The sequence below is a fragment of the Mucilaginibacter sp. JRF genome (assembly GCF_015223065.1).
Taxonomy (GTDB): domain Bacteria; phylum Bacteroidota; class Bacteroidia; order Sphingobacteriales; family Sphingobacteriaceae; genus Mucilaginibacter.
Genome location: NZ_JADFBY010000003.1, coordinates 155,330 through 175,139 on the forward strand (window position 1 = coordinate 155,330; position 19,810 = coordinate 175,139).

A 19,810-nucleotide genomic window follows, 5' to 3' on the forward strand; every position below is an offset into this window, starting at 1 on the left:
AATTTTAGATGTATAAGTTTTGTTAAGCCTGCGATGCGCCATCAACCAGGTTAACGGTGCCTGATACAAAGCGGCTCTCGTCTGACGCGAGGAATACCACCATATCGGCAATTTCATCGGGCTGGGCATAACGGCCAAACGGAATGGTTTTCTCCAGTTCCTTTTTTGCCGATGTGCCATCGCCGTGGCCAAAACCATCTTCTAAAGAGCGCATCATGCGGTTGTCAACCGCGCTTGGGTTAACCGTGTTCACCCTGATCTTGCGTGGAGCGGCCTCAATAGCCACACTGCGCATAGTGCCTATAACCGCATGCTTACTGGTATTGTACGGGCTGGTGCCGGGGCTACCAATAACACCCGCTACTGATGAGGTGATGATAATGCTGCCACCATCACTCATAACCGGCAATACGTGTTTGCAACCCAGCCAAACACCCTTCACATTCACAGCTATAACCCTATCAAACATCTCTTCAGGGTATTCGGCAATGGGTTTAACAACACCTTCAATACCAGCATTATTGAAGAATATATCAATTTTGCCCAATCGGGCTATTGTTTGTTCAACATAATTCTGCACGTCGGCGCTTTTGGTAACATCGGCAACTACGTAGCTTACATTATCGTTACCGCCTAACTCGGTAACGGCATTTTGCAGGCCTTCTTCTTGCAGATCAACCAAAACAACCTTAGCACCATTTGCCAAAAACTTACGCGCGGTGGCCAGGCCAATTGAACCGGCTCCACCGGTAATTACGGCCACCTTATCTTCTAATCTTTTCATGTTATAAAAAACTTTATTATAACAACTTAAATGCGTTTACAAAGTTGCGCTAATAAAGGCTGAAAGTGCCGCACAATCAGGAAGATGATCAGCACTATTTGAACATGAAACGGGGGTGATTCTACTTTATGAATTCCAGGCTATCTTTTTCCCTGAATTGATCGGGACTGATGCCGGTATGTTTCTTGAAGAAACGCGCGAAGTATGATTGATCAGAAAAACCGAGGTTGTAAGCTATCTCCTTTATAGAGTGCTGGCGATGGAACAACTCGCGCTTGGCCTCTATCAGCAGCATTTGGTCGCGCAGGCGGTTAATGGTGAGCCCGGCACGAAAGCGCAGTATCTCGTTCACCCGTTTAGCGGTGAGGCCTAACTTATCGGCGTAAAAATCGGCAGGCTTGTTTTCACGGTAATGTTCCTCAATTAATTGCACCAATTTGATCATGCGGGCATCATCCTCGGCAGTGAGCGCCGGGGCGTTTTGGGTAAAACGATACAGGTGGGTAAACAGCGCGGTAGTATAAGTTAACAGCAGGTTGCTATCGGCTTCGCCGCGATATTCCAGCAATATCAAATTGAACAGCTGGCTAAAGGCATCCAACATATCAGGCGGTATCTGTATGCCATTATCATTAAAAGGCAGAAACAGCTGCCGCAAATAAGGCTCCTCAATACGATGCAGAAACTCCGCCGAGAAAACGATATTCTTAGCCCTGGGTAACTCTAACGAGGGTATGGAATGTACCTGGTTGCGCCCTATCATATACACCATATCCTTTTTTATGGGATAGGGCTTAAAATCTATATAATGGGTACCGGCATCCTCCTGAAACCAAACCATGGCATAAAAATCAATACGATGGTCGGGGCTATGCTCACCAAAAGCAGTGCTTGTATCCGTCGCCATAAATTGGATAGACGGCAGCGTATGTAAAGGAATGCCTGGTAAGTTGTGCATAATTGGTTTATTTGCAGATGCCCGGCGGGCACCTGCAAATATCATTAACCTATGCTTACTTCAAATAGTTTTTTGTAAAAAAGTGTACTTTATTGCAAATAGATGGTTTGCGTAAAGGCACCGTTAACGGCGGCATCCCACACTTCAAGCCTTACCCATTTGCGACCTTTAAGGTCAACCGGCCAGCTAAATGTTTTGTTGCCGAAGGCCTGAGTGCTGTTCAATTCTATACGGTGGCGGTATACCTTGCTGCCATCGCCCGATATAACTTCGGCAAAGCTGAGCGGGAATGTCCAGTTCACCTGCGCGTTTACTACTACTTTACCATTGGCTGGCAAGGTTAAGGTTTCGCCCGATTGTTTGCCGTTGATGTTAAACACCGGCAACATGATCTCGCCTGTTGAAGTAAAGAACTTGCCCTGCTTAATATCATCAAGTACCGGCTGCCAGCCTTGCTTATAATCGGGCAGCTTATCCATTTTCAGGTAGTTTACGTTGAGGTGGGCATACATCTCGTTTTCCGGCTCTACGGTAAACAGATCGGCTTCGGCAATGATGTGTTTTTTCAGTCCCCAGTTGTTCATATCATCCAGCAGTTCAAACACCCGCTGGCCTATGCGTGGCTGCGACAGATCGGCCGGTATATGCTTCCAGGCACCGCCCATAAAATGATCAGACAGGAAGAATTTTTCATCCTTGTACTTATCCGGGTATCCGGTTGAACCTTTGGTGCGCGGGTGTGCTGTCCACATCAGTCCGTTCTCGGCTTCCATCAGCTTCAGCATATCATCCTTATCACCTATATGATACACCTTGCCATAGCCGGGCACCTCGCTCACAAATGGCTCATTGGCCTTGCGCGACATTACCCAATACACCGGCTTAGGGAAGAACGACAACCAGTGGCCGCCCAAAAACTCGTTAGGTTCCTCGCCGGGCAGCAGCAGGAATTTACTGTCCGAAAAACGGGCGCACATATCATGCAGGGCCTTCAGCTCGGGCAAGCGTAAACTATCCGGGCCTTTGGGGTGTGCCGTGTAATGGAACTCACCCAAATGGATAATATCGATACCTGTTTTGCGGAACACCTTAACAAAGTTAGGGCTATCGGGCACCGGCTTACCCTTGCGGATAACGCCCATCACATACTCGTTATGGAAATGGCTCGACAGCGTTTTATAGCCCGGCAATTTTGGGTAAACATCATTATGGGTGAATTTTTTAACCGCCGTTAAGGCATCCTGCGGAGAGCCTGCACTTAGCAGACAGAAGAAGTTTAGGCGTTGCTGCGTATTAGGCGGCGCATTAAACCAGGGCACAAAGCGTTTATCGCCCTCCAGCTCCTGCCTTATACCGAGGCCGTAGCCGGGCAGCATATCGCGGTAATTGTTGCCATACCAAACAAACTTAAGGTTAAAGGCTTCATCCAGCGGATAAAAATATTGGTGCGGTGCCGGGAAAACAGCCAGGTTACCGGCCTTGCCCTCCCCTATTATGGTGCGATATTTTACAGCGAGGTTTTGGCTGGCATCACCCGCAGCAACGTTGGCCGTTTGCAATTTATCATCAGTTGATGACCATGCCATGCCTTTCCATGACGGGGTTTTACTAACCAAACCGGCATCATACAATATAGCGGTCGAATCTACCGGTGTTGAAATAACCGCGGCTACGTTTATCAGTGGCGAGCCATTATAAAGGGTTATCTCTAACGCGCCGTTAAATGACGCGGCGCTCACCTTACCCAGCCTGATCACCGTACGTGAACCCGCGGTGCGTACACTGCTGCTGCTCTTTTCAAACTTTACGGGGTATGATTGATGCGGCTTTTGCGGCACCTTATCAAAAAATATGTTCCAGCCGTTTTGTGATATCAGGTCGCGTTTGCCTACGGTGAGTACAAATGCCGGATCGAGCGCGCTGCCTACCTCCTTGTAAACTTTGTTTTGGCTTACCTGCAAACTTTTAAGTAATGGTGAGCCCTGGCGCAGATCGATCAGTAGCTGACCTTTTTCGTTACCACCAACAGGCCAGTTAACCGTTAACACCTGATTATTCACCACAGCCTTTACCGGCCCTGATTTATTGAATCCGGAAAAATTTACAGCAGTTTGAGCATTAAGCAATAGTGGACACAGCCACAACACAAGGAGGATAGCTTTTCGCATAGTTTTTCAATTGGTTGGCAGCAAGATATAATTTTTCGGGCAAAACCACCAAACCATAATACCTTTTAGTTCAGGCATAAATCAGTAATAAAAGTGTTATAATTGCTTTTAGCAAACCAAGCCATCGCCAAAACCATCAATTATGCCAAACAAAACCATCTCACTTTTAAAATTACTGTTCGCCATTTTTATATTAACAGTGATAATTAAACCGGCCTCCGCGCAAATAATAAAGAATTTTGACAGCAAGGGTCGCCAGCTTATCCGTTTCAGTACCACCGGCGATGCCGTTGACGCGCACGATGGAGAAATAGCTTATTTTGACGGGCAGTATTTCCTGTACGGCACCAGTTACGATTGCGGCTTTCAATGGGGCAACAAGGGCGCGCCATTTTGCGGCTTCAAGGTATACTCATCAACCGATATGAATAACTGGACCGACCGTGGTTATTTATTCAATGCCAAAACCGAGGTATGGCAATCGCGCTGCGATGGTAAAACATATGGCTGTTTCAGGCCGCATGTGGTTTATAACAAGCGTACCAAATTATACGTATTGTGGATAAACGTTTATGATAACGTGGTTGGCTACCGTGTATTTACCAGCAAAACCCCGGTGGGCCCTTTCACCGAAGTAGCCGAGCCTAAACTGGCCGTTAACAGCACCATGCCTGCCGCCGGCTTAAACAATGGCGACCATGATACTTTTATTGATGACGACGGCACCGCCTACCTTGCCTACACCGACTGGCGTACCGATGGCACCATTGTGATAGAAAAGCTGAGCGATGATTACCTGACCGGTACCGGCGAACACATAAAGGCCGTTACCAAAGGTCGCACCGAAGCCCCGGGCATGTTTAAACGCAAGGGCACTTACTACATAGTATACTCCGACCCGAATTGTGGCTATTGCTCGGGCACGGGTACTTCATATAAAACGGCAAAATCTCCGCTGGGGCCTTGGTCTGAGGGGATCAAGATCAGCGATAATTCATGCGGCGGGCAGCCATCATTTGTATCAACCATCAAAATAAATTCCGAAACGGTTTACCTGTATGGCAGCGACCTGTGGAACAATGCCGCCAAAAACGAGGCGCTTGCCAATTACTACTGGGCACCCCTAAGCTTTACCGATGATGGCGCTATTAAGCCACTAAATTGCCTGGAAACTTACGCGTACCCAAGACCGGTAAACGGCAAGGGCAAGCTGATTGTTCGTGGTAGCAGATCGGGTAGCGAGAGTTATAGCCTGACTTGTGATATAGCAGGCGTAAAGCAACGCGCTCAGAGATTCAAAGCATATTGGGCTGGCACATTAACACGCCTAACGGTAATTGCCTTTAAAAACAACAATCCTGATGCTGACCTGAATTTATCTGTTTACAAAGCGGATAAAGATGGCCATCCAAGCGGAGATGCATTATTTACCAAAGCACTAAAAGATGGCGACATTGGCTGGTCGGCTAAACGGATCGTTGTAAATCCCAATATTAAGGTTGCCAGGAATTCAAAGCTGGTTATTGTGTTAAGCTCGGCCGCAACAACGGGTTGTTATGGAGTAGCATTGGGCGACATGGTTAACCTGCCCGGTGCCAACCCGGCCATCAGCACTGATGGCGGCAAATCCTTTACTGATGATAGCCATACCCTCAAGTTTGAGGCATTTGTAAAAGCAGGCTCACGCTAATACATTTTGCCTTATCGGGCTATTGCTGCTGATGCGTAGGGCAACTTAAACTTATATTGCTTACTTTAGCCGCTGCAAGTTCTTTACTTATCTTCATCAAACCGGTACGGGTTTTACAAATGCTAAATTAATAGGGAACCGTGTGAAAATCACGGGCTGTCGCGCAACTGTAAGTAACGTTCAAAGGTTTTTGCCATACTATGCCCACTGCCATAAAGGCGGGAAGGGCGGCAAAAATGTTACAAGCCAGGAGACCTGCCTGTTACCGAATTGACAATGCTTTCGCGATTTGAAGCAATTTGATCAGGTATTGATGTACATGTAAACAGCCCGCCTGTATTGGTTTGGCTCGCCCTGTACTGTCGTGCCCATATCTCATTTCCTTTTTTTTCTTATCGTGATCGCTTTGCGAAGCTGGGCTAAAGCGCTTTTAACAGATTTATTTAATTAATTTTTTAAAAGACATGCTAACGCAAAATCTTGGCTACCCGCGAATTGGTAGCCGCCGTCAACTCAAAAAAGCCTGTGAGAATTACTGGGCCGGCAAAATCGACCTGAATGAATTGAACCAGGCCGCGAAAACTATCCGAGAGGATAACTGGCAAACCCAGCTGGATGCCGGTATCGACCTGGTACCTTGTAACGATTTTAGTTTGTACGATCAGGTACTGGATATGAGCCTGCTTTTGGGCGCAATACCCGAGCGCTTTGCCCCTGTACTTACCGAGGTTAAAACCAATACCGAAACCGACCTGTACTTTGCCATGGCTCGTGGTTACCAGCAAAACGGGCTGGATATTACCGCCCTTGAAATGACCAAGTGGTTTGATACCAATTATCATTACCTGGTACCGGAGTTTACACAGGCACAGGAGTTTCGTATATTTTCTGAAAAACTGTTTGCCGAGTATCAGCAAGCCCGCCAGTTTTTGGGCAGCAAGGCCAAGCCCGTATTGATAGGCCCCGTAACTTACCTGTTGTTAGGCAAGGAAAAAGGCAGCCGTTTTGAACGTATCGACCTCATTAAAAAACTGGCGCCTGTATATGTTGACATTATTAACCGCCTTAAGCAACAGGGTGCGGAGTGGGTACAGATAGATGAGCCGGTACTGGCGCTTGATCTGTCGGTAAAAGAAAAGGAAGCCATTGAGTATGCCTATAAATGGATAAGCAATCGCGTTAGCGGGGTAAACATACTGGTAGCAACTTACTTTGATGCCTTGCTTGATAATACTTCGCTGGCGGTAAACCTGCCGGTAGCCGCCCTCCACGTTGATCTGGTACGCGCGCCGCAACAGCTGGATGCCGTATTAGCGCAACTGCCCGAACGCCTAAAACTATCGCTGGGTGTGGTTGATGGTCGCAACATCTGGAAAAATGATTACAAAACTTCGTTGGAACTGATAGAGAAGGCTACAGCGGCTATCGGTGCCGAGCGTATTATTATAACGCCATCGTGCTCACTGCTGCATTCCCCGGTTGATCTCGACCTGGAAACAGAACTTGATTACGGTCTTAAAAACTGGATGAGTTTTGCCGGGCAGAAACTGAACGAGATCAAAGAACTTAAAGCCATAGCTACCGGTAACGATGATCAGCAATATCTGCAAGCCAACCAACAATCTATCGAGGCGCGGCGTTCATCAACACGTGTACACAAGCCTGTCGTAAAACAACGTATTGCCGGGCTAAGCGATGCCGACGATAAGCGCGTAAGCGAATTTACCACCCGTCAGCAATTACAGCATCAGCGTTTTAAACTACCCGCCTTCCCTACAACTACCATAGGCTCGTTCCCGCAAACCGAAGACATACGCCAGCTGCGTGCTAAATTTAAAAAACGCGAACTAAGCCATACCGAATATGAGCAAGCCATTGAAAAAGCCACTATTGATGCCATACGCTGGCAGGAAGAAATTGGCATTGATGTACTGGTACACGGCGAGTTTGAGCGTAACGACATGGTGGAATACTTCGGCGAGCAGTTAGATGGCTTTGCCTTTACCAAAAACGGTTGGGTACAAAGCTATGGCAGCCGCTGCGTTAAGCCCCCGGTAATTTATGGCGATGTTAGTCGCCCGGTGGATATGACGGTTAGGTGGAGCAGCTTTGCCGCCGCGCAAACTGATAAGCTAATGAAAGGCATGCTCACCGGCCCGGTGACGATACTGCAATGGTCGTTTGTGCGTGATGATCAGCCGCGTGAGGTTACTACCAACCAGATAGCCCTGGCTATACGCGATGAGGTGGTAGCATTGGAGCAAAACGGTATCGGCATAATACAAATTGATGAACCGGCCATACGCGAGGGTTTACCGCTGCGCAAAGCCAACCGCGCCGCTTACCTTGATTGGGCGGTTAAGGCATTCCGTATATCGGCAAGTGGTGTGGCCGATGAAACGCAGATACATACCCACATGTGCTATAGCGAATTTAATGATATTATTGAACACATTGCCGCTATGGATGCCGATGTGATCACCATTGAAACCTCACGCTCGCAAATGGAACTGTTGGAAGCATTCGCCAACTTTAAGTACCCTAATGAGATAGGCCCTGGTGTATACGATATACATTCGCCACGTGTACCTACCACGGCCGAAATGGTTGCCCTGCTTGAAAAAGCCGCCGAGCTGTTACCCGCACGAAACCTTTGGGTTAACCCCGATTGCGGCCTGAAAACCCGCAAATGGCCCGAAACCAAAACGGCCCTGCAAAACATGGTAGCCTCCGCTCAGGAAGCCCGGCAAAAGGTTAATGCCGAAACAATAGCTTAAATTACATACACGGTGCGGGAAATTTTCTCGCACCGTTTTTTCTTTATAGCCCATTATCCGCAGGTATTTCACAGTTATAGGTACAAATTATGGGCATTAATGGTACTGAATTTGCATTTTACCAATCAACGCAAATAGCGGTTAATTAATACTTAATATTTAAAGCGCACATAAAAGGTGATTGCGAACCTGTTTTAGCAGGCAGAGTAACATTTATAAGCCTTTGTTGTGGCTCTACAATATGGGGTACTGTGTAATTTTTTCCCTGTTTTGGGTAAAAATATACTTAGCTGATAATTGCGCACTCTAATAACGAATTACAACTATTGAATATCTGAGCCTGAAATGAATAAATTTTTAGCTTTTATTTTTGCTTTGTGCATCAGCGCGACCATACCTGCGCAGGCATTTTGCCAAACCGATGGGCACGAAGAATCAGGCGAGGAAGAAGGCGAAGTATTTTTGGATATCAAGCCTAAGATAAAAACCGCGGTATTCAATGATCCGGCTGAAATAGCCTACGATATAAAAGTAAAAAGCACCTACAAACAAGTACAGGAAGGCCAGGTAAGCTACGAGCTTAAAACCGATTATGGCAAGCATGTTTTTACCGATTCTGTTAAAGTAAAAATAGGCGCCGGTGGCAGCAAAAAACTCAGCTTTAATATTCCCGCCAAAACACCCGGCTTTTACGAGCTGAGCTTCCGTTTCAATCTTTCGTTTTATGATGATACCGTGCGCCGGGTATTCGGTGTAAAGCCCGATCAGATAGTAACGGAGAATAACCGCCCTGCTGATTTTGTATCATTCTGGCAAAAAACCCGCGATTCGCTGAGCAAGATCGTCCCAAAATATCGTGTATTGGAGCGTAAGGATCTATCGACCCCGAAGATCACCGTGTACCTGGTTGAAATGCGATCGTGGAACAACGCGCTGATACGCGGCTGGCTTACCATGCCTAAAAATCGCCCTAAAAAATTGCCTGTACGCTACCGTGTGCCGGGTTACCTGGTAACTATGGAGCCAAGCATGATGGAGGATGACTTTGCTGTATTCTCAATAAACGTGCGCGGCAACGGCAACAGCAAGGATGCCATTAACACCAAGGGCATACAATACAACCTGTACAACATTGGCGATCGTAACAGCTACGTATACCGCGCGGTATATATGGATTGCCTGCGTGGTGTCGACTTCATTGCATCGCATGCTGATATGGGTTTGGATACCTCGCGCATCTCTATTGACGGTGGTAGCCAGGGCGGCGCTTTAGCTGTAGTTACAGCCGCTTTAGATAAACGTATAAAGCTGGTTACTACCGAAGTGCCACTGTATAGCGATATACATAACGCGGTGCGCATATCAAAAACCATGCATCCTAACGTGCAAACCCCGGTTTGGTTCATGAATAATTATGTAGGCCAAAAAACAGGTTTTACCGAGCAGCGGCTATTCAAAACCTGGGATTATTTTGATCCGCTGAACTTTGCGCCGATGGTGCGTTGCCCGGTGCTGATGGGTATTGGTTTGCTGGATGAGCTTTGTCCGCCAAGTTGCAGTATTGCCATGTACAACAAGCTGGGCACACAAAAAAAGGAGCTTTGGATAACCCCCGACAAAGGCCACGAGGTTGACGGTAATTACTACCGTTTTCAATACCAATGGCTGCGCGAATATTTTTTACTGCCATAACACCTGAACCATAAATGAGAGTTAATATACACATACTTTTAAGCGCGTTGCTTGTAACACTGGTGCAGGCCATCCCGGCGAGGGCGGGCTGGCCGGTGGGCAAAAGGCATTACGTAATATCAACCACAATATCGTTCTACAAGGCTGATAAGGGCTGGAACAACGCGGGTAAGCTTGAAAATATTGATGGCAGCTTTCAGGCGCAATCATTGGGTGTGTATGCCGCTTACGGCCTTAACCGGGGATTGGATCTGATAGTCACCCTGCCTGCATCGTACCAAACCACCACCAACCAATACGGCACCTTTCATCAAAGTGGCGCCGGCGACTTGCAACTGGGTTTGAGCGGTGTGCTTAAGCATTTTAATTATGCCAACTACATTACTTTGTATGTGGGCGGCGTGGCTCCTTTATATAAAAACTCTGATGTAAAAACCTTTGGCTTAGGAAATACCGGCATGATAGCCAAACTATCAAACTCGGGGCCATTGGGTAAAAAAACTTATTACAATGTTGATTTGGGTGGCGGGCAATACTTTGGCAACAATGCCCCGCGCCAGTTAACCTGGGATGGCCTGCTGGGTTTTAAACTTGATGATGTAAACCAGCTGAACTTTGGTTACGGCGGCATCTACTCGCAAAGCGATGATAAGGGGCTTACCCTTAACGCATTTGCCGCTCGCAATTACGCTTACCAGCGGGTTACAGCGGGTTATGGCCATTCGTTCTCAAAACGCTTCACCATGAATTTAAGTGGCTTTTATATAGTAACCGGCCGCAACACCGGGCAGGGTTACGGCGCTGCCTTGGCCGCCTCAATGAAGTTGCCTTACTACGGTAAACACCACGCAAACTATTTACGATAACATTTTACATATAACATGAAGATACTTTACAAAATAGCCATAGCATTTATAGTAGCAGCATTACCCGGCACAGTGCTGGCCGGTGGCTGGCCGGTAAAAAAGGGTAACTACCTGGTATCGGTAACGGCAAGTTATTTCAGGGCATCGCAACTGTGGGATAAGAGCGGCAAGCTGGGCAGCTATGATCAGGGCGGATATTTCGAGTCGCGCTCGTTATCACTTTACGGCGAGTATGGCATCAGCCGCAGGCTTACCGGTGTGGTATCGTTACCCTACATCATCAACGAATTTAAGCAGCAGGATATGCCCTCGGTAACATCGCAAGGCCTGGGCGATATGGAGTTTGGCGTTCGTTACTATCTTACCAACATCAACTTTAAATATTACTTCGCTATACAGGGCATGGCCATAGCGCCGCTTTATAGCAGCACCGGGCTGGGCTTTTCATCAGGCGGTGCCGAGGTTAGGGCCATAGGTTCGGGCAGCGGGAAGATCGGCTCAAAGAATTATTATATCAATGCCGAGGTGGGCGGTCGCCAGTATTTTCAAAACGCCGGCCCATTCCAGGTACGCTACACCGGTGCTTTCGGCCTTAATTTTGATAAACATAACCAGGTAGCGGTAGGCGTATCGGGTAATTACTCAACCAGTATCAACAAAACACTGGATCAAAACCTGGTGCTGAACAAAGATTTTTCGTACACGCAAGGTTCGTTCAGCTATGCCTATATCGTTAACCCTAAATTATCGTTCTTTGCGGGCGTTAATCAGTTTTTGCTTGGCCGTTCAACCGGTAAGGGCACTACGTTTTCGTTATCAGTAATTACTAAGTTTTAACATGCACAAACTCAAAATACTTTTTACCGCCGTTTTAATGCTTGTGGCAACACAGGCCTTTTGCGCTGTAAACAGTTTTTTGCAGCAACAGCATGACGAAGAACAGGAAGGCCCCGAACAAGAGGGCGAGTTCACCTTTGAGGCATTACCTAAAAAGAAAGAAGGCCTTTTTCAGCCCGGCGACAAAATTGAGTACGAGCTAAAGATCCATAACTCATACAATGTAGTACAGGAGGGCACAGTAAGCTACCTGATCACCGATTTGAAGGATAAGGAGCTCGGCTCCAAATCAATGCCGGTTAAAATTGGCAAGCATGGCAACGGCAAGTATTCATTTACGCTGCCACAGCAAAAAGATCCGGGCTTTTACAAGGTAGCGTTCATGATCAATGTTACCGAGTATGATGATACCCTGCGCCGTGTTTTTGGCTTTAACGCCAAACAAATAAAATCGACAGCACAACGCCCCGTTGATTTTGACGATTTTTGGTCGGATGCGAGGGCGGAACTGAATGCCGTTAAGCCCAACTTTAAAATAACCGAGCAGCCTGCCATGGCACAGGGCGGTACCAATGTTTATTTGGTTGAGGCGCAATCATTAGGCAACCTGAAGGTGCGTGGCTGGTTAACCATGCCTAAAAACCTTAAACCCGGTAAAAAACTACCGGTGTGGCTGGTATTACCGGGCTATGGCGGTATTGGTGTTAAGCCCATCTTCGGTAATTCTGAACTGGCTATACTCTCTTTCAACGTACGCGGGCAGGGCAATAGCAGGGATATTGTACACCCTACCAAGGATGGCTACCTGACAACTGACATCGAGAACAAAAAGAAATACATATACCGCGGCGCCATTATGGATTGCATACGCGCGGTTGATTTTATATGCTCAAGGCCTGAGCTGGACTCAACCAACATCATCTGCTCGGGCGGTAGTATGGGTGGGTATTTGAGCATAGTTACCTGTAGTTTGGATAAACGGGTTAAGTTATGCTCGGCCAATAACCCGGTTTTTTGCGATTTCAGGGCTTTACAAGGTAATCCCGATTGGCCAATGAGCGCCATTGTTACCTACAGCAAAAACAAATACATACCCATGAATAAGCTGCTGGATAATCTGGATTATTATGACCTGAAGAATTTTTCGGGAAAGCTGGATTGCAAGGCGCTGATCGGGGTGAGTTTGCTGGATAACCTGGCACCGCCATACAATGAATACACCATGCTCAACAATATAAAATCGAACCCTAAAGTGTTTGTTTATCCTGAGCTGGCGCATGAGGTACCCCCATCCCTATTTACTTATTTAAGTAGCTGGATGATGGATGAATTCGGAATTTTTTAAGACTATTGTATCACCTAAACAGGTTTTGCATTATATATGAGATACTTTTTATTGCTGTTAATGTTCGTGTATGCCCCGTTCGCGTTCGCTCAAACAAGCGAGGCTTATGTGCAGCGTGGCAATGCCAAGGCCAATGCCGGTAACCAGCAGGGCGCGGTTGATGAATTTACCAAGGCTATTGAGGCTAATCCTAAAAACATTACCGCCTATTTTTACCGTGGCAACGCCAACGGCAACATGCAAAACTTTAAGGGCGCGATAGATGATTTTACAGCCGTTATAGAACTAAAGGCCGATTACCCGAACGCTTACTTTTACCGGGCCAACGCCAAAAGCAACCTTAAACAATATAAGGATGCCATTGCCGATTTTGACAGGGCCGTGCTGCAAAACAGCCGCAATGCCGATATTTTTCACTACCGCGCCAATGCCAAACTGAACGTGGGCGACAATAACGGCGCTATTACTGATTTTACAAGAGCCATCGGCCTTAACCCTAAAAAGTACGAGCTTTTTGAGTATCGTGGCGTAGCCCGTGCCAACATTCGTGATTTTAATGGTGCCGTGGCTGATTATACGCAATCCATCAAATTGAATCCCCGTAATGCCGATGTGTATTACTATCGTGCCAATTCAAAGAGCAACCTGGCCGATTTTAAGGGAGCGATAGCTGATTTTGATAAGGCCCTGCAACTTAACCCTCGCAACTCCGAAGCTTTTTATTATCGTGGTAACGCTAAAAGCAATATTAACGACAATAAGGGTGCTATTGATGATTACAACATGGCCATTAAGCTTAACCCAAAGCTTACCGACCTGTATCATTACCTGGGCAATGCCCGCAGCAATACATCAGACAATAAAGGCGCTATTGCCGATTATACCAAGGCCATTGAGCTTAACCCGGTTAATGCCGAGTTGTACTTGTATCGTGGTATAGCTTATAAAAACATGAGCGAGGCTGATTCGGCAATGGAAGATATTAACCGTGCTATCCGCCTTAACCCCAAATATGCCGATGCTTATTTGAATCGTGCTTACCTGCATGTGGATAGTCAGCGTTATGAGGCCGCTGTGATGGATGCCGATAGCGGACTAATATTCAGCCCGAAAAATGATAACCTTTTCGCGCTGCGCGGCAAGGCTAAGTATTACATGCAGGATACTACGGCCGCTTTAGAGGATATTAAAAAAGCACTTGAACTTAACCCGCAAAGCGAAACCGCATACAATACCCGCGCCGACCTTAAAGCCGATATGGGCCAGTATGCTGAAGCCATAAAGGATTACGACAAGGTGCTGGCCATTAACCCCGGCCGTACCGATATTTATACCAAGCGTGGCGATGCCAAGGCCGGTGCAGGCAATAACAAAGCGGCCATGCTCGATTATGAAAAGGCGCTTGAGCTTAACCCTAAAAATGAGCCGGCCATACTGAACCTCGGCATCGCTAAAGATAAGCTGAGCGATTATAACGGTGCCATTAAACTGTACAATGCAGGCTTGGCTATTAATCCAAAAAACAAATTCTTTTACCTGCAACGTGGTATTACCCGCAGCCATCTGGATGGCTCACGTGTGGCATTCCTTGATTTTGACAGAGCCATTGCGCTTGATAGTAATTTTGCCGAGGCCTACGGTAACCGTGGTTTAGAAAAGCTGCGCGACCGTGACAGCGAAGGCGGATGGGTTGACCTTAACCATGCCATACAGCTAAACCCTGCACCGGAGAATTACCTGCTGCTTGGCGGTGCCAAAATGGAGCAGAAAGAATATCAGGGCGCATTGGATTATTATAGCTTAGCCATTGAGAAAGCCCCTCGCAATATTAAGGCTTACATGATGCGCGGCATAGTAAAAAGCCTGCTGGCCGATACCGCCGGTTGCTTCGATGATTTTAATACCGCATTTAAAATTGAACCACAAAACGAGAACATTTACATAGAACGATCAAAGGCACGCCTAAACCTGCGCGACTCGATAGCCGCGGTAAAGGATTGTAATACCGCTATTGATCTGAACTCACAAAATGCTTCGGCGCATTTACAAAGGGGCGTTGCTAAATTCGCACTGAAGGATTCGCGCGGGGCTATACAGGATTATACCGAGGCCTTACGCTTGCAGGATAACCTGAAACAAGCCTACATTCGTCGTGGCGAGGCTAAAGCACGTTTGCGTAATTATGCCGATGCCATTACCGATTATAACACCGCCTTAAGCTATAACGACCGCGATAAGCAAGCCTACTATCTGCGTGGTTTGGCGCGCATATCGCAAAAGGAAAAAGAAAGCGGTTGCCTTGACCTCAGCAAATCGGGCGAGCTGGGCTTGAAAGAAGCTTACGATGCCATACGCAAATACTGCAATTGATTCGCGCGACGCAAAAACCATCCGAAAATAAAAGGGCAATAAAAAAACGAAGGATTTTTTAATTAAAATTCCTGACGGGTGCGCTGTATCATGCGCTTGCGGTCGCTAACGTTTTTGTAGGGGAAAAGGTTATCAGCAATGAGCGAATACAGCAGCACATTTACCGCCGGTATATAAAATACTGCCTGAACATCAGGATGGTCGCGGTAAAAAACCACGCACAACAGCAGGCTTAAAAAAGCCACCGCCAGATAAAAGAAGTATTTTACAAATCGTTTCATTACTTAGAGGATATAAAGATATGCAAAAGCCCTGATAATGAGAAATTAAATAAATCAAAATCAGCATAAAAACATACCGTTTAATTATCATTAGGCGGCTGATAATTTACAGGCAATAATTCGGCTATTCGTTGCTTGGCCCATGCCCCCTCATTAATAACGCTGTGGGGGTCGGTAATAACGCCATTCAAGTCAAAAGCGGCAAAGTCGCCTATAATATTAATAACAGATGCCTCGTGCCGGGGCGCATCCTTAAGGTTCATGCTCAGCCTGTCCGACTCCGAATTGCGGCGGCGTTTATACATCACGTACAGGCAGTCCTTAAATTGCATGGCAAACAGGGTGCGCACATCAGTATGCCTGATGTAATCGGTTACGTTCAACGGCTGTTTTACCAGGTATTGCGTGCGGCTTAAAAACCCGCTGCCCTTTGAGGTATCGCGCACCAGGCGCAGTACCTCAAAACGCTCATCGGCCAAACGGTTGCCAATGGCCGATCGTAAAAAATGCACCTGCGAGCCCTCGTAAGCTTTTTGGCGGTTCTTTTTCCATTTTCGTTTTTGCGAGGCTGTGCCCTTCATCTCCTGCAATAGTGTTGAACCGGCATAAAACACCAAACCATTACGTGTATCCCTGATAAATTCCTTTAGCAGATACTTGATGTTATAACCCAACTCCGGGTTTTCAATGATCAGGAAATCATCCGTTGTACCCCTAAGTACCCGGCCATTGTTGGTATAATCCAGATCGAGTATTTCCGGGTTGAGTATCTTACATTTTGAGGCCAGTTTTGATGAGCCTAAAAATTCCTTTTTAAAGATATCGAACTTGGCAAACCAGGCGGCATCGGGCCTTACATTAACCTCGTTAAGTACAATTGATTTGGATATCAGCTTAATGTCCTTTACATCAACATCCGTATTCTCCATAAAAATGCTACCCGTATAAGTTTCATACCCCACTGCCGATACTACAATTTCGTACTTACCGCCGTTAACATCATACAATATAAATTTACCATCGGCAGCGCTCGCGTTGCCAATGGTTGTGTTGTTCAATAATACAGTCGCCTTTTCAATCGGCTTGTTATCGGGAGCATTAAGCACGCGACCAATTATCTTATTTTGGGCGACACCACTCAGCGGAAAAAATAATATGATAAACAGCCAGAAACGCATACAACTAATTATTTAGTTATAAAGATATACATCCACTTAAACACTACAAATAAAATTTGCCAAAAATTATGTTAAACCTTTCGGGCTTAATTTGTTCTTACCCATATAAACACATTACAATATGAAAAGAATTTTGACACTCGCGCTATTACTTGGAGTTGTTTTGCTGGCATCATCATGCCGTAAAGAGGTAACCCAGGTTATACAGCCCAACCAAACCGTAGTATTCCCGGTAACAGCAGCATCATGGCAGTATGATGAAGCTCGTAATACATGGTACGTAAATTTAGATATGCCTGAAATAGACAGCTATATTCAGGAAAATGGTGGTGTATTGGTTTACATGAACCGTGAAGGCGATGGTTATGAGCAAGTACCATTTCTGTACGATCAGATCACTTACTCATACGTAACCTTTACAGGTGGTATACAGCTTGTGGCGCAATATTATGATGCAGATGCTTCAACTGCACCGGAGCCTCCACGCCCGGCATCATCAACCATTAAAGTTGTAATTATTGATTCGGTACCGTAACCGGTATATATTCCTTTTTTTGCAGATGCCTCCTGAACACCGGGAGGCATTTGTTATTTATAGGCTTCCTGCTTTTTTGGGAATAGTAACGAAGCCACTACGCTTATTACCAGTATACCCACTATAACAAACAGCGAGTGTATGGTATCAAATCCCCACTCCTCAAAATAATGACCAACAAGCATTTTTATGCCGATAAATACCAGCAGCGCCGCCAAGCCTACCTTGAGGTAATGGAACTTTTCGATAATATTCACCAACAAAAAGAACATGGAGCGCAAGCCTAAAATGGCGAATATGTTGGAGAAGAACACGATATACGGATCTTTAGTCACCGAAAATATAGCCGGGATAGAATCAACAGCGAATATTACATCGGTAAACTCAATAATCAACAATACTAAAAATAATGGGGTAAGCAAGGTTTTACCATCGCGCTTTACAAAGAAGCGGCCGCCCTCAAACCTGGGGTGTATACCAAAATACTTTGAGGCGAACTTTACAACCTTGTGGTTCTGCGGGTCTATCTTTTCGTCCTGATTACGGTTGATGAACATGGTGATACCTGTGTAAACCAAAAACGCACCGAACACATACAATATCCAGTGGAAATTCTCGATCAGCGCGGCACCCAAAAATATGAACGCGAAACGCATGGCCACCGCGCCCAGTATGCCCCATAGCAGCACCTTGTGGTAATACTTCTCCTCCACCCCAAAGGCCGAAAAAATAAGCACCATCACAAATATATTATCAACCGAGAGGGCGTACTCCACCACGTAACCGGTAATAAATTCGAGCCCGAGATTTTTTTGATAGATGGCCAAACTACCCTCAAAGTCGGCAGGATTGAGTTTTAGCTTGTGGGCACTTTCGATATTCTTTTTTTGCAGGTCGGCAAAGTTTTCGATGCCGTGCAGCAGGTGCCCGTATTGGGTAATGAGCCAGTAAAAGGTTAACGCTAAAATTATCCATACGCCACTCATGATGGCGGCTTGTTTAACACTTACCGGTTTGTTGCTTTTAGCAAACATACCGAGGTCAATAGCAAGCATAAGCCCTATAAAAACTATAAAGCCGATGATAAAAATAAGCTCATTTGCCATTATTTATTTCTTTCGGTAGTGTAACGCACTAATTGTTCCAAACCGGTGCGGGCATCCCCTTCGGGAAAGGTGCGGAGAATATCGAACGCCCTGTCCTGGTACTTTTTCATCTGCGTTTCGGCATATTCCAGTCCGCCGGTTTGTTTCACGAAATTAATGATCTGCATGATCTTTTCAGGCTCATCGTTATGATTTTTAACGAGGCTCATCATGCGCTTTTTTAATCCCGGTTCGGCATTTTTAAGCGCATAGATCAACGGCAGGGTAACCTTTTTCTCCTTGATATCGATACCCAGCGGTTTGCCCACATCATCGGTACCAAAATCAAACATATCATCCTTTATCTGGAAAGCGATGCCGATGTTCTCGCCAAAGTCGTGCATCTTTTTCACCACCTCGTCGCTTGCCCCGGCTGATGCCGCCCCGCAGGCACAACAGGCCGCAATAAGCGATGCCGTTTTTTGGCGGATAACCTCGTAATAAACAGGCTCATCAACATCCATGCGGCGTACCTTTTCAACTTGCAGCAACTCACCCTCGCTCATTTGCTTAACCGCTTCGGATACTATTTTGAGCAGCATAAAATCGCCATTATCAATTGATAGCAGCAGGCCTTTTGAGAGCAGGTAATCGCCCACTAAAACGGCTATCTTATTTTTCCAGAGGGCATTGATGGAGAAAAAGCCGCGGCGCTGGTAAGAGTTATCAACCACATCATCATGCACCAGCGTGGCGGTGTGCAGCAGCTCAACCAGCGCGGCCCCCCGGTGGGTAGCCTCATTGATGCCCCCGCAAATGCTGGCCGAAAAGAAAACGAACATTGGCCGTATTTGCTTACCCTTACGCTTAACAATATAATGCGTTATACGATCGAGCAAGGGCACCGAGCTCTGCATAGATGCTTTGAACTTGGCCTCGAACGCGTCAATATCGGCAGCAATAGGCTTTTTAATTTCGTTAATGCCGGGCATTTAAACTTTGGTACAGATTGATAAATACTTATAGCAACAGGCTAACAGCAGGCAAACATAAGCTAAAAAAAAGCGATATGCACAAGGCTACAAAAAATTTTAGATAGCGATTAAACTTTCGGCGCCCGGCAGCATCTAACAATACAGTGAACGTGGAATAGGTGAGTTTAGATTAGTTTTACTTTTATGTTTATGAGAGCGTAGCGAAATCGGGGTAATGGCCGGTTTCGCTTTTTTATTTAAAGCTGATTT

15 protein-coding genes and 1 riboswitch are annotated in these 19,810 nt (G+C 46.2%); of the genes, 8 read left to right on the forward strand and 7 right to left on the reverse strand.

Features of this window, described 5'->3' with window-relative positions:
• Positions 1-22 precede the first annotated feature (22 nt).
• From IM792_RS09350 to IM792_RS09360, 3 genes are all read right to left on the reverse strand, one after another.
• Complete coding sequence (locus IM792_RS09350) at positions 23-784, reverse strand: SDR family NAD(P)-dependent oxidoreductase (protein ID WP_194101590.1); 762 nt, start codon at positions 782-784, stop codon at positions 23-25.
• Between the two features lie 121 nt (positions 785-905).
• The gene (locus IM792_RS09355) at positions 906-1,742 is read right to left on the reverse strand and encodes a helix-turn-helix domain-containing protein (protein WP_228085008.1); all 837 of its coding nucleotides are present in this window, start codon (positions 1,740-1,742) and stop codon (positions 906-908) included.
• An 89-nt stretch (positions 1,743-1,831) separates the two neighbouring features.
• Complete coding sequence (locus IM792_RS09360) at positions 1,832-3,910, reverse strand: hypothetical protein (RefSeq protein WP_194101591.1); 2,079 nt, start codon at positions 3,908-3,910, stop codon at positions 1,832-1,834.
• Between the two features lie 142 nt (positions 3,911-4,052).
• On the opposite strand from IM792_RS09360, the gene IM792_RS09365 reads away from it, so the two are divergent.
• From IM792_RS09365 to IM792_RS09395, 7 genes are all read left to right on the forward strand, one after another.
• Complete coding sequence (locus tag IM792_RS09365) at positions 4,053-5,600, forward strand: family 43 glycosylhydrolase (protein WP_194101592.1); 1,548 nt, start codon at positions 4,053-4,055, stop codon at positions 5,598-5,600.
• Positions 5,601-5,691: 91 nt separating this feature from the next.
• A riboswitch (cobalamin riboswitch) is annotated at positions 5,692-5,878 on the forward strand.
• A gap of 186 nt (positions 5,879-6,064) precedes the next feature.
• Positions 6,065-8,377, forward strand: coding sequence for a 5-methyltetrahydropteroyltriglutamate--homocysteine S-methyltransferase (gene metE, locus IM792_RS09370; protein ID WP_194101593.1), 2,313 nt, complete (start codon positions 6,065-6,067; stop codon positions 8,375-8,377).
• A gap of 345 nt (positions 8,378-8,722) precedes the next feature.
• Positions 8,723-10,069 (forward strand): acetylxylan esterase, encoded by a 1,347-nt coding sequence (locus tag IM792_RS09375; protein WP_194101594.1) that lies wholly within the window; start codon positions 8,723-8,725, stop codon positions 10,067-10,069.
• Positions 10,070-10,083: 14 nt separating this feature from the next.
• Positions 10,084-10,935, forward strand: a complete 852-nt coding sequence (locus tag IM792_RS09380) for a hypothetical protein (protein ID WP_194101595.1) — start codon at positions 10,084-10,086, stop codon at positions 10,933-10,935.
• Positions 10,936-10,950: 15 nt separating this feature from the next.
• Positions 10,951-11,772 (forward strand): hypothetical protein, encoded by an 822-nt coding sequence (locus tag IM792_RS09385; RefSeq protein WP_194101596.1) that lies wholly within the window; start codon positions 10,951-10,953, stop codon positions 11,770-11,772.
• 1 nt (position 11,773) lies between these two features.
• Positions 11,774-13,117, forward strand: coding sequence for an acetylxylan esterase (locus tag IM792_RS09390; RefSeq protein ID WP_194101597.1), 1,344 nt, complete (start codon positions 11,774-11,776; stop codon positions 13,115-13,117).
• Positions 13,118-13,153: 36 nt separating this feature from the next.
• Positions 13,154-15,487 carry a tetratricopeptide repeat protein gene (locus IM792_RS09395; protein WP_194101598.1) on the forward strand — a complete coding sequence of 778 codons (2,334 nt, stop codon included), beginning with the start codon at positions 13,154-13,156 and terminating at the stop codon, positions 15,485-15,487.
• Between the two features lie 62 nt (positions 15,488-15,549).
• Here IM792_RS09395 and IM792_RS09400 read toward each other — a convergent pair whose 3' ends face one another.
• A complete protein-coding gene (locus IM792_RS09400) occupies positions 15,550-15,768 on the reverse strand; it encodes a hypothetical protein (RefSeq protein WP_194101599.1) in 219 nt (72 codons plus the stop codon).
• Between the two features lie 80 nt (positions 15,769-15,848).
• A complete protein-coding gene (locus IM792_RS09405; protein ID WP_194101600.1) occupies positions 15,849-16,946 on the reverse strand; it encodes a carboxypeptidase-like regulatory domain-containing protein in 1,098 nt (365 codons plus the stop codon).
• A gap of 121 nt (positions 16,947-17,067) precedes the next feature.
• Between IM792_RS09405 and IM792_RS09410 the strand changes: the two genes are divergently transcribed.
• Positions 17,068-17,481, forward strand: a complete 414-nt coding sequence (locus tag IM792_RS09410) for a hypothetical protein (protein WP_194101601.1) — start codon at positions 17,068-17,070, stop codon at positions 17,479-17,481.
• A gap of 53 nt (positions 17,482-17,534) precedes the next feature.
• Here IM792_RS09410 and IM792_RS09415 read toward each other — a convergent pair whose 3' ends face one another.
• Together IM792_RS09415 and IM792_RS09420 are read right to left on the reverse strand one after the other, a co-directional pair.
• Positions 17,535-18,587 (reverse strand): TerC/Alx family metal homeostasis membrane protein, encoded by a 1,053-nt coding sequence (locus IM792_RS09415; RefSeq protein WP_194101602.1) that lies wholly within the window; start codon positions 18,585-18,587, stop codon positions 17,535-17,537.
• Positions 18,587-19,558 carry a polyprenyl synthetase family protein gene (locus IM792_RS09420; RefSeq protein WP_194101603.1) on the reverse strand — a complete coding sequence of 324 codons (972 nt, stop codon included), beginning with the start codon at positions 19,556-19,558 and terminating at the stop codon, positions 18,587-18,589. The genes IM792_RS09415 and IM792_RS09420 overlap by 1 nt, the downstream gene beginning before the upstream one ends.
• Between the last annotated feature and the right edge of the window lie 252 nt (positions 19,559-19,810).

What these genes read in the sequence shown, in the direction of transcription:
- IM792_RS09350 (WP_194101590.1), bottom strand. Translation starts at nt 784, where the DNA reads ATGAAAAGATTAGAAGATAAGGTGGCCGTAATTACCGGTGGAGCCGGT.
- IM792_RS09355 (WP_228085008.1), bottom strand. Translation starts at nt 1,742, where the DNA reads ATGCACAACTTACCAGGCATTCCTTTACATACGCTGCCGTCTATCCAA.
- IM792_RS09360 (WP_194101591.1), bottom strand. Translation starts at nt 3,910, where the DNA reads ATGCGAAAAGCTATCCTCCTTGTGTTGTGGCTGTGTCCACTATTGCTT.
- IM792_RS09365 (WP_194101592.1), top strand. Translation starts at nt 4,053, where the DNA reads ATGCCAAACAAAACCATCTCACTTTTAAAATTACTGTTCGCCATTTTT.
- metE (WP_194101593.1), top strand. Translation starts at nt 6,065, where the DNA reads ATGCTAACGCAAAATCTTGGCTACCCGCGAATTGGTAGCCGCCGTCAA.
- IM792_RS09375 (WP_194101594.1), top strand. Translation starts at nt 8,723, where the DNA reads ATGAATAAATTTTTAGCTTTTATTTTTGCTTTGTGCATCAGCGCGACC.
- IM792_RS09380 (WP_194101595.1), top strand. Translation starts at nt 10,084, where the DNA reads ATGAGAGTTAATATACACATACTTTTAAGCGCGTTGCTTGTAACACTG.
- IM792_RS09385 (WP_194101596.1), top strand. Translation starts at nt 10,951, where the DNA reads ATGAAGATACTTTACAAAATAGCCATAGCATTTATAGTAGCAGCATTA.
- IM792_RS09390 (WP_194101597.1), top strand. Translation starts at nt 11,774, where the DNA reads ATGCACAAACTCAAAATACTTTTTACCGCCGTTTTAATGCTTGTGGCA.
- IM792_RS09395 (WP_194101598.1), top strand. Translation starts at nt 13,154, where the DNA reads ATGAGATACTTTTTATTGCTGTTAATGTTCGTGTATGCCCCGTTCGCG.
- IM792_RS09400 (WP_194101599.1), bottom strand. Translation starts at nt 15,768, where the DNA reads ATGAAACGATTTGTAAAATACTTCTTTTATCTGGCGGTGGCTTTTTTA.
- IM792_RS09405 (WP_194101600.1), bottom strand. Translation starts at nt 16,946, where the DNA reads ATGCGTTTCTGGCTGTTTATCATATTATTTTTTCCGCTGAGTGGTGTC.
- IM792_RS09410 (WP_194101601.1), top strand. Translation starts at nt 17,068, where the DNA reads ATGAAAAGAATTTTGACACTCGCGCTATTACTTGGAGTTGTTTTGCTG.
- IM792_RS09415 (WP_194101602.1), bottom strand. Translation starts at nt 18,587, where the DNA reads ATGGCAAATGAGCTTATTTTTATCATCGGCTTTATAGTTTTTATAGGG.
- IM792_RS09420 (WP_194101603.1), bottom strand. Translation starts at nt 19,558, where the DNA reads ATGCCCGGCATTAACGAAATTAAAAAGCCTATTGCTGCCGATATTGAC.